Annotated in this window: 14 protein-coding genes; all 14 read right to left on the reverse strand. The window is 67.3% G+C overall.

Annotation, left to right across the window (positions count from 1 at the left end; all coding sequences use genetic code 11):
• Positions 1-2 precede the first annotated feature (2 nt).
• Entirely contained in the window at positions 3-1,349 is a 1,347-nt protein-coding gene (gene rseP, locus XARJCFBP2528_RS01415; RefSeq protein ID WP_016902396.1) for an RIP metalloprotease RseP, read from the reverse strand.
• A 26-nt stretch (positions 1,350-1,375) separates the two neighbouring features.
• Positions 1,376-2,566: a 1-deoxy-D-xylulose-5-phosphate reductoisomerase gene (locus XARJCFBP2528_RS01420; RefSeq protein ID WP_026064297.1), complete on the reverse strand. Its 1,191-nt coding sequence runs from the start codon at positions 2,564-2,566 to the stop codon at positions 1,376-1,378.
• A 2-nt stretch (positions 2,567-2,568) separates the two neighbouring features.
• Complete coding sequence (locus XARJCFBP2528_RS01425) at positions 2,569-3,396, reverse strand: phosphatidate cytidylyltransferase (RefSeq protein ID WP_016902394.1); 828 nt, start codon at positions 3,394-3,396, stop codon at positions 2,569-2,571.
• A complete protein-coding gene (gene uppS, locus XARJCFBP2528_RS01430; RefSeq protein ID WP_026064296.1) occupies positions 3,393-4,154 on the reverse strand; it encodes a polyprenyl diphosphate synthase in 762 nt (253 codons plus the stop codon). Before uppS ends, XARJCFBP2528_RS01425 begins: the two co-directional genes overlap by 4 nt.
• A gap of 17 nt (positions 4,155-4,171) precedes the next feature.
• On the reverse strand, positions 4,172-4,729 hold the full coding sequence (gene frr, locus XARJCFBP2528_RS01435; RefSeq protein ID WP_016902392.1) for a ribosome recycling factor: 558 nt from the start codon (positions 4,727-4,729) through the stop codon (positions 4,172-4,174).
• Between the two features lie 197 nt (positions 4,730-4,926).
• On the reverse strand, positions 4,927-5,649 hold the full coding sequence (pyrH, locus tag XARJCFBP2528_RS01440) for a UMP kinase (RefSeq protein ID WP_026064295.1): 723 nt from the start codon (positions 5,647-5,649) through the stop codon (positions 4,927-4,929).
• Positions 5,650-5,755: 106 nt separating this feature from the next.
• A complete protein-coding gene (locus XARJCFBP2528_RS01445) occupies positions 5,756-7,279 on the reverse strand; it encodes a sensor domain-containing diguanylate cyclase (protein ID WP_016902390.1) in 1,524 nt (507 codons plus the stop codon).
• A 282-nt stretch (positions 7,280-7,561) separates the two neighbouring features.
• Entirely contained in the window at positions 7,562-8,440 is an 879-nt protein-coding gene (gene tsf, locus XARJCFBP2528_RS01450) for a translation elongation factor Ts (protein WP_016902389.1), read from the reverse strand.
• Between the two features lie 169 nt (positions 8,441-8,609).
• Complete coding sequence (gene rpsB, locus XARJCFBP2528_RS01455) at positions 8,610-9,431, reverse strand: 30S ribosomal protein S2 (protein ID WP_026064294.1); 822 nt, start codon at positions 9,429-9,431, stop codon at positions 8,610-8,612.
• A gap of 412 nt (positions 9,432-9,843) precedes the next feature.
• Positions 9,844-10,551 carry a fimbrial biogenesis chaperone gene (locus XARJCFBP2528_RS01460; protein ID WP_016902387.1) on the reverse strand — a complete coding sequence of 236 codons (708 nt, stop codon included), beginning with the start codon at positions 10,549-10,551 and terminating at the stop codon, positions 9,844-9,846.
• Between the two features lie 2 nt (positions 10,552-10,553).
• Entirely contained in the window at positions 10,554-10,886 is a 333-nt protein-coding gene (locus tag XARJCFBP2528_RS01465; RefSeq protein ID WP_016902386.1) for a hypothetical protein, read from the reverse strand.
• A gap of 48 nt (positions 10,887-10,934) precedes the next feature.
• The gene (locus XARJCFBP2528_RS01470; RefSeq protein WP_047124210.1) at positions 10,935-11,969 is read right to left on the reverse strand and encodes a Csu type fimbrial protein; all 1,035 of its coding nucleotides are present in this window, start codon (positions 11,967-11,969) and stop codon (positions 10,935-10,937) included.
• Entirely contained in the window at positions 11,966-14,317 is a 2,352-nt protein-coding gene (locus XARJCFBP2528_RS01475; protein WP_016902384.1) for a fimbria/pilus outer membrane usher protein, read from the reverse strand. Before XARJCFBP2528_RS01475 ends, XARJCFBP2528_RS01470 begins: the two co-directional genes overlap by 4 nt.
• A gap of 16 nt (positions 14,318-14,333) precedes the next feature.
• On the reverse strand, positions 14,334-15,104 hold the full coding sequence (locus XARJCFBP2528_RS01480; protein WP_047124211.1) for a fimbrial biogenesis chaperone: 771 nt from the start codon (positions 15,102-15,104) through the stop codon (positions 14,334-14,336).
• Positions 15,105-15,111: the final 7 nt, after the last annotated feature.

The raw sequence follows: 15,111 nt of genomic DNA on the forward strand, positions 1-15,111 counted from the left end.
CTTCATCGTGGAACCAGGCCGAGGATGTCGTTGTAGAACGCCAGTCCCATCAGCCCGGCCAGGACCGCCAGGCCGACATATTGCCCGGCAATCATGGCCCGTTCGCTGATCGGGCTGCCCTTGACCAACTCGATAAGGTAATACAGCAGATGCCCACCGTCCAAGATCGGGATCGGCATCAGGTTGATGATCGCCAGGCTGAGCGACAGCAATCCGAGGAAATACAGGAACCAGTCGAGCCCGCGTTCGGCCGAGGCGTTGGCCGCGCGCGCGATCGTGACCGGCCCGGAGATGTTCTTGACCGAGGCCTGGCCGGTCAGCATGCGCTTCATCATGCCCAGCGAATCGGCGGTCATCCGGCCGGTTTCACGGATCGCCGCCGGTACGGCGGCGAACACGCCGTACTGCTGGCGGCTGTCGTAGGCCGGCGCCTGCGCTGCCGCAAATCCCACGCCCAGCAGCCATTGGCCCTGCGGCGACCGGCGCGGGGCGATTTCCAGCGCCAGCCGGTCTTCGCCGCGCGCGACCTCGATCATGCCGGTACCGCCCTGCGCGCCCAGTGCCTGCAGCTGGGCGGGAATCTCGTCGGCCGAGCGGATCGGCTGGCCGTCGATGGCGACAATACGGTCGCCCGGCTGCAGCAGCCCCTGCGCCGCAGAGCCGGCAACCACCTGGCCCACCACCGGCGGCTGCAGCATGAACTGCCAGCCGATGCCGGCCAGCGAGGCCACGCGGCGCTCGTCAAAGCCGGCCGGTAGCTGCGACAGCCGCAGCGTGTGCTCGCGGTTGCCGGCGCCGTCGGTGGCGGTCAGCACGCGGATATCGCGCTTGTCCATGGCTGCGGTGGTGAGCTGCATGCTGGCATCGCTCCAGCTGCTGACATCGCGCCCATCGATGCGCACGATGCGCTCGCCCGGGGTCAGGCCGGCTTCGGCGGCCAGGCCATCGGCGCGGCCGATGGTGGCCGAGTAATCCTGTTTGCCGACCACGAACATCGCCCACAGCATCGCCATGCACAGCAGCAGGTTGGCGATCGGGCCGGCCGCCACGATGGCGATGCGCTGCCACACCGTCTTGCGGTTGAAGGCCTGGTCCTGCTCGGCCGGGTGCACGTCGCCTTCGCGCTCGTCGAGCATCCTGACGTAGCCGCCCAGCGGGATGGCCGCCACCACGAACTCGGTGCCGTGACGGTCGCGCCGCATCCACAACGGTTTGCCGAAGCCCACCGAAAAGCGCAGCACCTTGACGCCGCAGCGGCGCGCGACCCAGAAGTGGCCAAATTCGTGGAAGGTCACCAACACGCCCAGGCTGACGATCATCCACCAGACCGAACCGATGAAATCACCCATGGATGCAACTCGTCTGCGTAAATCGATCAGGCATGAAGGCTGTGATGGGCGAGGGCGCGTTCGGTGATCTGCCGCGCTTGCGCATCGGCAGAAAGCAGGGTGTCGAGGGAGTCGGCATTGTGCCGTGGGAGCGTTGTCAGTGTGTGTTCGACCAACGCGGGAATCGCTAGGAAACCCACCTGGCCCTGAAGAAACGCTGAAACAGCCACTTCATTGGCCGCGTTCAGGATCGCAGGGGCGGTTCCACCGGCCTCCAGCGCCTCCCAGGCCAGGCGCAGGCACGGGAATGCGGCGGTGTCCGGCGCCTCGAAATCCAGCCGCCCCTGGGTCAGCAGGTCCAGCCCGGCAACCCCGGACTCGACCCGTTCCGGCCATGCCAGGCCGACCGCCAGCGTGGTGCGCATGTCCGGCAGGCCCAGCTGTGCCAGGGTGGAGCCGTCGACGAATTCCACCAGCGAGTGCACCAGGCTCTGCGGATGCACCAGCACATCGATCTGCGCACCGGGCAGGCCGAACAGGTGATGGGCTTCGATCACTTCCAGACCCTTGTTCATCAGCGTCGCCGAATCCACCGAGATCTTCGGCCCCATCGACCATTTGGGGTGGGCGACCGCCTGCGCGGGCGTGACAGCGCTGAGTGCGGCGCGGTCCCAGCCACGGAACGGCCCGCCGGACGCTGTCAGGATTACCCGGCGCACACCGCGACTGGCGTCGCAGGAACGCAGGCACTGGAAGATGGCGCTGTGTTCGCTGTCAATCGGGATGATCTCGGCGCCGGCCGCCGCCGCGGTACGGGTCAGCAGCTCGCCGGCCAGTACCAGCGATTCCTTGTTGGCCAGCAGCAGGCGCTTGCCGGCGCGGGCCGCGGCCAGCGTGGAGGGCAGGCCGGCCGCTCCCACGATCGCCGCGACCACGGTGTCGCAGGCATCGCTGGCGGCCAGCGCGTCCAGGGCGTCGGAACCGGCGTGCGCCTGGGTGGCCAATCCGGACGCGCGCAAACCGTCGCGCAGTGCCGGATACAGGGATGGGTCGGCGATCACCGCATGCGCAGGGCGATGGGTGACGCAGAGCGCCAGCAGCTCGTCGACCTTGCTGCCGGCCGACAGCACGCTGGCGCGCAGCCGCTGCGGATGACGGGCGATCACATCCAGTGCCGACGCACCGATCGAGCCGGTGGCGCCGAACACGGCGACCTGACGGAGAGGGGAGCCAGCCATGCCTAGAATCCGAGAATTTCCTTGCCGAGTGCGAACACCGGCAGGGCGGCGAGCACGCCGTCGATACGATCCAGCACGCCACCATGGCCCGGAATCACCGCACCCGAGTCCTTGGCGCCGGCGTGACGCTTGAGCAGGCTCTCGAACAGATCGCCCAGCACCGAGGCCAGCACCGCCACCGCCGAGACCAGCACCAGCTGCGGCACATGCGCCAGGGTCAGCCCGGCCAGCCAGCCGAATGCGCAGGCGACCACGATGCCGGCGACCATGCCGCCGAGCAGGCCTTCGATGGTCTTGTTGGGGCTGACCCGCGGCGCCAGCTTGTGCTTGCCGAACGCGCGGCCGGCGAAATAGGCGCCCGAATCGGCCGCCCACACCATGGTCAGCGCGGTCAGCAGCCACAGGTTGCCCTTGTCCGGGTTGGCATGCAGCAGTACCAGCGCGGCCCAGGCCGGCAGGACCGCCAGCGTGCCGGCGGCGAGCTTGAGCGCGCGCGCCTGACCGTTGCCGTGATCGGCACCGAAGGTGAAAAAGCGCAGCCACAGCAGTGCCAGCAGCCACCAGACCACACCCACCAGGGCGGCGATCTGGAACAGCACCATGGAGCCGGCCGAGGCCCACACCATCAGCACCATCAACAGCAGATTGAGCATCAGCAGCACGGTACGCGGCAGGCTGTCGTCGATGCCGGAGAGCTTGAGCCACTCCCACAGGCCGGTCAGGAACAGGATCGCCGCCAGCGCCGCCAGCCATTGCGTGGGCAGCAGCACAATCGCGCAGATGGCGAGCGGCGCCATGATCAGCGCGGCAATCACGCGGGTCTTGGTCATGCGGAGGAACTCTCCGTCGCCTTGTCGGCGATCTGGGCGCTGGTCAGGCCGAAGCGACGTTCGCGCCCGGCATAGTCATCCAGTGCCTGCTGCAGCACGCCGGCATCGAACTCCGGCCACAGGGTTTCGGTGAACCACAGTTCGGTATAAGCCAGCTGCCACAGCAGGAAATTGCTGATGCGGGTGTCGCCGCCGGTGCGGATGAACAGGTCCGGCGCCGGCAGATCGGCCAGCGCGACGCGGCTGGCCAGCAGCGCTTCGTCGATCTGCTGCGGCTGCAGGCGGCCGGCGGCCACTTCTTCGGCCAATGCCCGCGCGGCCAGCGCAATGTCCTGGCGGCCGCCATAGCTGGCGGCGATGCTTAGCACCAGCCGCGCATTGGCGGCGGTCATGCGTTCGGCGGTGGCCATGCGCTCGCGCAGCGGCGCCGCGAAACGGCTGCGATCGCCGATGAAGCGCACCTGCACGCCGCGCCGCTGCAGTTCGTCGACCTCGCGATCGAGCGCATGCAGGAACAGCTTCATCAGCGCGTCGACTTCCTCCTGCGGGCGGCCCCAGTTTTCACTGGAGAACGCGAACAGGGTGAGCGCCGAAACGCCTTTTTCCAGGCAGAAATCGATGGTGCGATTGACCGCGCGCGCGCCGGCGCGATGACCGATCATGCGCGGACGTCGCCGACGCTGCGCCCAACGCCCGTTGCCATCCATGATGATGGCAATGTGGCGCGGCACGGCGGCAGCGGAAGGTGCTGGATGCATGGCAGGCGATGCCACGATCAGACCGTCATCAGTTCCTGTTCCTTGGCCTTGACGACCTCATCCACATCCTTGATGGCCTTGTCGGTGAGCTTCTGGATGTCGTCTTCGGCGCTGCGCGCCTCGTCTTCGGTGACCGCCTTGTCCTTGAGCAGATCCTTGACCTGCTGGTTGGCATCGCGACGGATGTTGCGGATGGCCACCTTGCTGTCTTCGCCCTCGCCATGCACGGCCTTGCTGAGCTCCTTGCGGCGCTCCTCGGTCAGCGGCGGCAGGTTCAGACGGATCACGGTGCCGACCACGGTCGGGGTCAGGCCCAGATCCGAGGCGTAGATCGCCTTTTCCACGTCCTTGATCATGCCCTTGTCGAACAGGCTGATGACCAGCGAGCGGCCTTCGGAGACGCTGATGCTGGCGACCTGGTTGAGGGGGGTGTCGGTGCCGTAGGCCTTGACCTTGATGCCGTCCAGCAGCGCCGGAGAGGCGCGGCCGGTGCGCACGGTGGTCAGGGAATGGCGCAGAGCATCGATGCTCTTGGTCATGCGCGTCTGCGCGTCTTGTTTGATCTGGTTGAGCATCGCCGGAATCCGTGTGGAGCTGAATCCGGAGATTATAGCCGGGACTGGGGTTTCACGACTCGCGGGTCGTCAGGACCCGCGCAGCCGGTTCACTTGCCGGCGCCGCTTCCGCTGGAGCCGCTTCACCGGCAGGGATCAACGCAGGCGTCAGCACTGCGCTTTAACGAATCCCCAATCCCGATTCCCGATTCCCGCCCTCAGCTCCGACCCTGCACCAACGTGCCGATCTGCTCACCATGCAGGATGCGCAGCAGCACCCCGGGCTCGCTCATGCCGAAGATGCGCAGCGGCAGGTCGCTGTCGCGCGCCAGCGCGAAGGCGGCGGTGTCCATCACCTCCAGGCCCTGCAGGATGACCTGGTCGTAGGTCAGACTGTCGTAACGCACCGCATCGGAGTGCTTCTTCGGGTCCTTGTCGTACACGCCGTCGACCTTGGTTGCCTTGAGCAGCAGGTCGGCACCGATCTCGATCGCGCGCAGCGCCGCGCCCGAGTCGGTGGTGAAGAACGGGTTGCCGGTGCCGGCGGCGAAGATCGCGATGCGACCCTTTTCCAGATGGCGGATCGCGCGGCGGCGGATGAAGTCCTCGCAGACATCGTTGATCTTGATCGCGCTCATCACGCGCACCTTGGCGCCGAGCTTTTCCAGCGCGTCCTGCATCGCCAGCGCGTTGATCACGGTGGCCAGCATGCCCATGTGGTCGCCGGTGACGCGGTCCATGCCGCTGGCGGCCAGGCCGGCGCCGCGGAAGATGTTGCCGCCGCCGATCACCAGCGCGACCTGCGCACCGGCCTGCTGGGCTTCGATCACTTCATGGGCGAGGCGGTTGATGACCTTGGGATCGATGCCGTAATCCCCGTCTCCCATCAGCGCCTCCCCGGAAAGTTTGAGAAGAATGCGGCGATAGGGAAGTTCAGACATGGGGGAGACCTCGGTGTGGGGGATCGGCAAACGCCGGCAAGTCTAGCGGAAGCCTGTCACCGGGCGTGGTAAAAATTCGGTAGTTGGCGATGCCGTGACGCGTTGCTCAGTGCGCGCGCGGGGGCTGCGGCGTCGGCATGTCGGTCGCATCGTAAGCGGTGACGCGGTTGCGGCCGCGATGTTTGGAGCGATACAGCGTGCTGTCGGCGGCCTGCAGCAGATGCTCGATGCTCTCGAACTGCCGGTCGCCACCGCCGTGGGTGGCCAGTCCCGCCGAGAAGGTGATGTGCAGCGGGCCGCCCTGCAGTTGCGCCATCGGCGTGCGTGCGGTCTCGGCCAGGATGCGCTCGACCACCGCCAACGCCGCTTCGGCCGCGGTATTGGGCAATAGCACCAGGAATTCCTCGCCGCCATAGCGGGCCACCAGGTCGCTGGTGCGCACCATGCGCTGCAGCGTCTGCGCGAAGTTGCGCAGCACCTCGTCGCCGATCAGATGGCCATGCGCATCGTTGACGCGCTTGAAGTCGTCCAGGTCGATGAAGGCGATCGACAGCGGCCAGTTCTGGCGCGATGCCAGCTCGAACTCGTGCGCGAGCGCGGTGCCGAGCTGGTGGCGATTGAACACGCCAGTCAATGCATCGCGGCTGGCCTGTTCGGCCAGATGGCGCATGCGGTTTTCCGATTCGTCGGCATGCCGGCGCGCTTCGGCCACATCCTGCAACTCGCGCAGGCTGCGCAGCATCGCCAGCTCGCGCGCCTGCTCGAAGATCATCTGGATGTGCTCGGGTTGCGGCACGCGGATGTCGAACAGGGCTTCCAGTTCCGGCAGCGATTCGGCGATGCGTTCGATCACCTTTTCGAAGCGTTCGGCATCCAGTTCCAGCACGTCCTGCGCCTGGCGCTGCGCGTGTTCGGTGGCGGCCGCGGCGCTGGCCGACAGCCAGATGTCTGCCAGGCGTCCGGACAGCGCGACGCAGGCCATGAACGGCTCCAGGCTGGCGGGCTCTTCCTCGCTCTGCGCGATGGCGTTCTGCAGGTACGGCGGCAACTGCCATTGATGCGCGAGCCAGGCGCCGACTTCGGCATGGTTAGCGCCCAGATGCTCGCGTTCGGCATCGAGCAGGGCGGCGTTGTCGGGCGCCTGCTCCAGCAGCGGCGCATACAGTTCGGGCGCGCCCTGCAGCAGGGCGAGCTTGCCGATGTCCTGCAACAGGCCGGCCAGCATGAGTTCTTCGGGTTTGCGGATGCCGTAGGCCTGGCCGAGGATGCGGCTGGCCAGCGCACACAGGCCGGCGCGGCGCCAGATGCGCTCATGCAGCGGATGCGCGGTGAAGGTGCTGCGTACGCCGTGCACCATCGAAAACCCCAGCGCCAGGCTCAGGGTCGCGTTGAGGCCGAGCATGGTCAGCGCCTGGCCGAGGTTGTCGATGCGGCGGCGGCTGGCGTACAGCGGCGAATTGGCCACCCGCAGCATGCGCGCGCTCAGCGCCATGTCCATGCCGATGAGGTTGGCCGTGGTGGTCATGTCCACATCGGGGTCCTGCGCAAGCTCGATGACGCGCAGCGCAACGCCTGGGGGCGAGGGCAGGTTGCGGCAGTAGTGCAGGGCGGCCTGTAGATCTGGTTGCATGGGTCATCGCCGACGGTGGGCGCAAGCATACCGCTGCGCTCGTTAATAGGGCACGCCAAGCTCTGTCGCCGCCGCGCTGCAGCGCGTGCGTGATGGACGCTGAAAGCCTGGTCGGCATCCAGTTTTAGCGGCAACCATAACGACATCTGTAGAGTTGAGGCCGGTTGCGTGCCCGGCGGATGCGTTCGCTTCAGCTTCGTGCGTCGATGGGCCTGCGCCACAGCGGCTGGCCCAAAAAAAAAGCCGCGGCAAGCCGCGGCTTTCTCTACGCAGTGGCGAGGATCAGGCCAGACCGGCCTGCTTCATCACTTCGGCGGCGTAGTCTTCCACCACCTTCTCGATGCCTTCGCCAACGGCCAGGCGCTGGAAGCCGACCACTTCGGCACCGGCAGCCTTGACGGCCTGCTCGACGGTCTGGTCGGTGTTCAGCACGTACGGCTGGCCGTACAGGGTCACTTCGTTGACGATCTTGCTGATCTTGCCGCTGATGATCTTTTCCAGGATCTCGGCCGGCTTGGCCTTGTCCTTCTCGGACATCTTGGCCAGTTCGATTTCCTTTTCCTTGGCCACGAACTCGGCCGGGACATCGGAGGCCTTGACGTGCGGCGGGTTCATCGCGGCGATGTGCATGGCGATGCCGCGTGCCAGCTCAATGTCGCCACCCTTCAGCTCGACCAGCACACCGATACGGCCGCCGTGCACGTAGGCTGCAACGTTGTTGGCGCTGTCGATACGCACCAGGCGACGCACCTGCAGGTTCTCGCCGACCTTGGCGATGACCGCGGCGCGACGCTCTTCGATGGTCTCGCCGCTGTCGAGCTTGACGCTCTTGAGCGCTTCGGCATCGGCTGCATCCGAGTTCAGCGCGGCGGTGGCCACGGTCTCGGTGAAGGCCAGGAAGTTCTCGTCCTTGGCGACGAAGTCGGTTTCGGAGTTGACTTCGACCAGCACGGCCTTGCCGCCGGCCTGTGCAGTGGCGATGCGGCCTTCGGCGGCAACGCGGTCAGCCTTCTTGTCGGCCTTGGCCAGACCCGACTTGCGCAGCCATTCGGCAGCGGCGTCGATGTCGCCTGCGTTTTCGACGAGTGCCTTCTTGCACTCCATCATGCCGGCGCCGGTGCGCTCGCGCAGTTCCTTGACCAGGGAAGCAGTGATTTCCATGGAATTACCTCATATGGACGAATGCGTGCGGCGGAGTGTTCCGCCAGTAGGAGACGGCGCAGCCAGGCCGGCCGCCCCCGTAGAAATGTTCATTGGCCTCGGCGACGGGCCGCGCTGGACCCGTCGGGGCTGCGGCCGCACAGCATGGTGCGGCCGCATTGCAAGCCGATTACTCGGCAGCCGGAGCGGCAGCGTCGGCCGGTGCGTCAGCCTTCTTGTCGCCCTTCTTGGCCGGAGCGCGACGGCCCTTGCCTTCGTCGGCGGACTCGGCCGAGAACTCTTCTTCGCGGACCGAAGCGGAGTTCGGCGCAGCAGCCTTGCCTTCCAGTACGGCGTCGGCGGCGGCACGTGCATACAGCTGCACGGCACGGATGGCGTCGTCGTTGCCCGGGATGGCGTAGTCGACCAGGGCCGGGTCGTAGTTGGTGTCGACCACCGCGATCACCGGAATGCCGAGCTTCTTGGCTTCCTTGATGGCGATGTCTTCATGGCCGATGTCGATCACGAAGATCGCGTCGGGCAGACGGTTCATTTCCTTGATGCCGCCCAGCGAGGCGTCCAGCTTCTCGCGCTCGCGACGCAGGCCCAGCACTTCGTGCTTGACCAGCTTGTCGAAGGTGCCGTCGGTCTCGGCCGACTCCAGTTCCTTCAGGCGGGCAACCGATTGCTTGACGGTACGGAAGTTGGTCAGCGTGCCGCCCAGCCAGCGCTGGGTCATGAACGGCATGCCGCAACGCTCGGCTTCTTCCTTGATGGACTCGCGCGCGCTGCGCTTGGTGCCCAGGAACAGCACGGTGCCGCGCTTCTGCGCGATCGAGGAGAGGAAGTTCATCGCGTCATTGAAGAGCGGAACGGTCTTCTCGAGGTTGATGATGTGGATCTTGCCGCGCGCGCCGAAGATGTACGGCGCCATCTTGGGGTTCCAGTAGCGGGTCTGGTGACCGAAATGGACGCCGGCTTCCAGCATCTGACGCATGGTGACTTGGGGCATTGAAGTAACTCCTGGTAGCGGAATCTACGTGCGCGGACTGGACTTTGAAGAGTCCGCACATGGATGTGCGGGCCCTTGCGAAAGGATGCGCACAAACGATTCCGGGGTTGGGCTTCCCTGTCGCCTCCGTGACGAACCCCTCGCGGGGCACCCCGGCACGGATGGTGGCAGCAGGTGTGAATTCGTCGATGACGTCCGACGTGAACGACGCAATGCGCAAAGACGCAAAACAGCCGACGGAGTATAGCCGGCGGAGCGGGCGCGCGCAATTGGCGAATCGGGATTGGGGAATAGGGATTCGGGATTCGGGATTGGCGGGCCGTGTGTCGCGGCAGTTGTTCGCTGTCGGTCCAGGATGGTCAAAGCGCCAGCTCTTGCGAATCCCCAATCCCGAATTCCCAATCCCCAGAGCTCACGGCTCCAACGCTAACGTCGTCTCGATATCGCTATTGATCCGCGCCACGAAGCGGCCACTGCCGGCGGGCAGGTTGGCCGGCAGTGTCCATTGCCTGGTCTGGCCGGGCAGCACATAGCCGGCCAGATCATCGCGGATGCTGCGGCGGGTGCCGCCGGCATCGATGTAGGCCAGGTCGGCCAGCCTGGCATGACTGAGCCCGGCGTTATGGATCTTCAGTGCGCGGCCGTCGCCGTGGCCGGACAGGCTGGCCTGCAGCGCTGGGTGCGGGTCGCCGGGCTGGCTGGGCAGGGCAAACACAGGGGTGGAATAGCGCAGCAATTCGGTGTCGCTACCCGCGGCATGCTGGGTCACCACCAACCGGTAGCTGTCTTCGGTCTGCACCGGGCTGGGGCCCAGGCGGATCACCCGCAGCAGTTGCCGGCCTTGCGGAGCAATTTCGAAATGCGCCGGGCTGACGGTGGCGGCGGTGGCCGGTTCGAGCAGCTCGCGGTCGCCGTCCTGGCGCCAGCGGTAGAGCTTGGCTTCCGCGCGCCACGGCAGTGCCGCCTGGTTGTAGAGCCAGACGGTGGCCTGGTCGCTGTCGGCGGGAATGCGTGCAGTGGTCGGGGCGATGGCGATCTCGGCGGCAACGGCGCTGCCGCCGATGACCAGGCCGGCCAGCGCCAACGCCAGCAGGCCGCAACAGGAGCGAGACGCGGCCATGGTCAGAACGCGATCGTGGTGATGCGCGCGGTGCCCGCAGGCGCTGGCCCGGCAAGTGCGCTGGCATCCTGCCCGGTGCTGGTGACGGCGGGGGTATCGGCGTTGCTGGCCGGCGGGGCGATCGCTATCGGCGTGCCTCGGGAACAGCTGGCGCGTGGCGGCGCAGTGCGCAGCTCGCAGCCGCTGAGCAGGCGCAGGCCGATGTGCAGGGTGAAGTTTTCCGGGCCGCGAGCGGTGGCTGCGTGGGCCGCGGTAGAGCTCGCGCTGCAGACGAGGGCGACCAGCGTCAGGCGCTTCAACAGAGTGACCAGCGTCATGAAGGCAATCGTTTGCATTGGAGACGTAACAAATAGCGACGCCCCCGATGTGAACTTTATTAACTGTCAGTAAGTGATGGAGACGGTCACCGTATCGTTGTAAGCGCCTGCAATGGGCTGTTGCGGTGCCGGCGCGCGGCCATACACGGTCACCGTCTGCGCGACTCCGTTGCCGGTGCCGCTGAGCGTATCGACACCGATGCTGGTGCCCCAGCGGTTGCCGCGGCCGGCGTCCCGATACAGCTCATAGGCGATGTAGTTGGCACTGCTGGCATGGCGCATGCGCCGGACGCTGCCGGTGGCATTGATGCCATCGCCCAGCCCGATGTTCCAGGCGGTGCGGTTGGTGCACGACAGGCTGATGGTGTAGGTGCGGTCGATGGCGGTATCGATGGTGCCGGCGATGCTGCCGAAATCCAGGTCGGTGGTGACGTAGGTATTGCAGCGTGCCGGCACGTTGGCCGAGGCGGTGAACGGGAACGCGTTGCTGGCGGTCTTGGCGCCGCTGCCGCCGGCCGTGCAACTGCTCGGCGCTGGCGGCACACCGATGACGCTCTCGTTGTAGGAGTAGCGCAGCACGGTGTCGGCACCGCCGAAATTGCTGGTGTGGTTGCCGACCGACAGGATCTGGTTGGCCGGAATCCGCCCGTACACGGTGACGGTGGTCGTCTGCGAGCCGCCGGTGACCACCGGGACGCCGTAGGACAGTGTCAGCAGGCGCGGCGAGGGCGTCGTCGACCCGGTGGCGCCCCAGACCTGGGTACGCGTGGCCTCGCTGTAGATCTGGAAGTCCAGGCTGTCGCTGGTGGGGTTGAGCATGCGGCGCGGCGCGTACAGCCCGTTGCTGGCGCTGCCCGGCCCGAGGTCAAGGCACAGGCTCACCTGCGCATAGCCCAGCACGCTGAGCGCGGCGGTCGCGCAGGAAACGTTGAGCGTTGCCACCGCATCGGTGGTGCCGTTGGCCGCCACGTTGCCGAACGCCAGCGGGGTGCCGAGGGTGACGCTGCAGGTGGTGTCCGCGCGCGCGTCCTGGCCGGGTGCAAGCCACAACGTGGCGATCGTCAGCGCAAAGACCAGGCGCCACAGTGCGGGCAGGCTCATGGGGTGTTCTGCTCGAGAACGCAGGGCAGCGGGCCGACCCGCGGAATGCCGCCGGGGTTGGTCGGGTAGGTGAAGCGCGCGCTGCATCGGCCATCCGGTAGCTCGACCAGGATGCGGTTGTCGATCTGCAGGTTGTCCAGATAGGTCTCGCCGTCGTAGCCGATCACCACGCGTTCGGCGTTGCCCTCGCGCTGCACCACGCTGCCGACCGGCAACGGCACGCCCTGGGCGTCATGCAGCACGATCATGGCCGCACGTACCCGGGTGATGCCGAAGCGCACCGCCACCCCGGACTGCTGGCGCGGTGTCACCGCGGTATCGACGCGGTCCACGCGCAGGTCCGCCGGCAGGTTCAGGGTGTCGATGGACAGCTGGTTGCGCTGCCACGACTGCAGCGGGGTGACCAGCAGCATCCCGCGCGCATCGGTGACGCCGATCAGGCGATTCTCCAGCCGCACCGGAATGCCGGGCTGGCCGTCGGTGGAGACCACCGCAAAGGCATCCTGGATATCGCGCGCGGCGAAGCCGCGGCCGTTCATCCACACCAGGCTGCCGCTGGCGCTGGCATAGCCGAAGTTGGCGCCATCCTGGTTGGCGACGCCGAGGTTGTAGCGGCCGACGCGGTTCAACCAGCCCAGCTCGGCCAGGCCGCCGTTGGCATCGTCGCCGGCACGCCCCTGTAGGCGCCAACCGATTCCGCCCAGGTCGCCGTCGCCGGGCAGCGGCTGGCTGACATCGGCCACGAATCCGGTGCGGTTGCCGTTGCGTTGCATCGAGGCGCTGGCCTGGCGCAACTCGCCGAACGTGGTCGACAGCGACAGGTACAGGCTGCGGTCGCTGCGCATGTCCAGGTTCTGGTTGCCGGACAGATTGGCGGCCCAGTTGCGCCCGAAACTGCGCGACCAGAACAGGCTCGCGTAGCGCGAGGTGTCGCCTTGCGGGTAGCTCAGCCGCACATAGCTGGTGCCCAGCGAGCCGATCGGATTGACGTTGACGCCGAACACCGCGCGGTCGCTGATGCGCGCCGGCAACGCGCCCTGCAGCGCGCCCAGGTCGCGATAGTCGCCGTGGGTGCGCTGGGTGCCGACAGTGAAGTTGAAGCGACGGTTGTTCCAGGCATACCCCAGCACGTACTGGCCGCCGCGCAGCGCATCCATCCGGCTATGCGCGTAGGCCGCGTTGACCACGCCGCCCGCGCCGAGCAGCCACACGCCGCCGGCACCGGCATTGACCACGCCGCCGCCGGCCTCGGTATGCGCTTCGATGGTGAAGTCATCGCGCAGGCCCTTGCGCAGCGTGGCGCTGGCGACCGTGCGCGACTCGTAGGAAAACGAGCGCACGCCGTAGTCCTGGCGCAGATGGCCGATGCCGGCCGACCATTCGGAAATGCCGCGCGCCAGCAGTTGCGGCGTGCCATAGAAGGCGAAGTCCAGCCGGCGCACCTGGCCGAACGCATCGGTCACCACGATCTGCGCCTGCCCGGTGCCGCTGATGCCGGGTTGCGCGGCCAGCTGGAACGGGCCGGCCGGCACCTGGCCGCTGTACTGGCGCAGGCCATCGACGTAGAGCTCTACCGTCGACGGCACCACCGCCTCGCCCAGGAAGCTTGGCGTGGGGGTGAGCACGCGGTACGGCTGCAAGGCGTAATTGCGGCCGATCTGTATCCCGCCCAGGCGGATCGAGCGGCTCCAGTCGACAAAGCCGCTGTAGAAATCGCCGACCGTCAGGCTGGTGGCGCTGTCGGGGAAATCCATCTGCCAGGCGCTGTCCAGGCGCACCGCTTCGCTGCGCCAGCGCTGGTCCTGCGGGCGGTCGTAGGCCAGGAACACCGCGGTGGTGTCGACCATGCCGCGGCCGATGCCGAAGCCGCGCACTTCGGTCGCCAGCGACACGCTGCTGGCCCCGGCATTGCGCGTGGCATAGAGGTCGTAATTGAGCAGCATGCCCGGCGAGGCGGTGGCGCTGGGCGGTGCGACCTGTTCGGCCTTCAGTACCGTGGTGGAGAGCGACAGCTGCGCCAGCGGCACCTGCAACGCAAGCCGCTGCAGCGCAGCGTCGTAGCGCACCTCCACGTCGGGCAGGCGATCCAGGTCGACCAGCTCGCTGGCGGCGCGGTCGGCCAGGAGGAAGCCCAGTTTGCGCAGCGTGTCGACCGAGCCGCGCAGGTGGCCGTCCACCAGTTCGAACGGTGCCAGGCCGCGGTCGGCCTGGTTGAGGCTGACATCCAGGTACAGCGTCTGCGGCAGGGCCGCTACGTTCTGCGGCGCCTGATCGGGCAACGGCGCCATGTCGGCCAGATCGCCGGAGGCGGCATGTGCCAGGCAGGTGGCGGTCGCAAGCAGCGTCATCGCCAGCCGGCCCGCATCACGGCGCTGCTGGCGCGGCCAACAAGGTGCGTTCGTCCGCCTCACCATTGATCCTTGCGATGATGGTGCCGCGGCCGAACTGGGCCAGCGGTGCCCCCAGCGACCAGCGCATGGTCTGGCCGGGCAGGACATAGCCCACCAGCCCGTTCAATGCCGTCCTGGTCGTGCCATCGACCCGATGCTGCAGGTCGGCGACCTGGGCATGCCCATTGCCGGTGTTGCTGATCTGGATCTGCGCATTGCCGTCGCTGCCGGCAATCACCTGCGTGCTCAAGGTCGGGGTGGATTCGGTCTTGCCCGGCGGCAGCAGGAAGATCGGCACCGAGTAGCGCAACACGAACTGCATGCCCTTGCGATCCGCATCGGCGTTGGGCAGTTCGTCGACGATGATGCGGTAGCAGACTTCCTCGCTGGTCGGCGCGGGCCCGGCGCGAATCACCCGAATCAGCTGGCGCTCGCCGGCGGCCAGCGTGCGCATCGGCGGGCTGATCAGCAGTTCCTGGGTCGGGTCGAGCTGGTCCTTGCCGTCACGCTGGGTCCAGCGATAGGCGCGGGTCTGCACCTGCACCGGCGCGCTGCCGCTGTTGCTCAACCAGAGCCCGTCGGCGGACTGCTGTGCGCTCAGCGTCAGCGAGGTCGGCGCCAGCTGCAGGCTGGCCGCATGGGCCGGCTGTAGCGGCACTGCGCTGCCAAGCGCCAGCGTCAGGCTCAATCCGGCCGTGACCAGCCAGGCCGGCATCCGGTACGACAGGCGGTGGTGCAATGGCATGCGCGCG

The sequence above is a fragment of the Xanthomonas arboricola pv. juglandis genome (genome assembly GCF_001013475.1).
Taxonomy (GTDB): Bacteria; Pseudomonadota; Gammaproteobacteria; order Xanthomonadales; family Xanthomonadaceae; genus Xanthomonas; species Xanthomonas arboricola.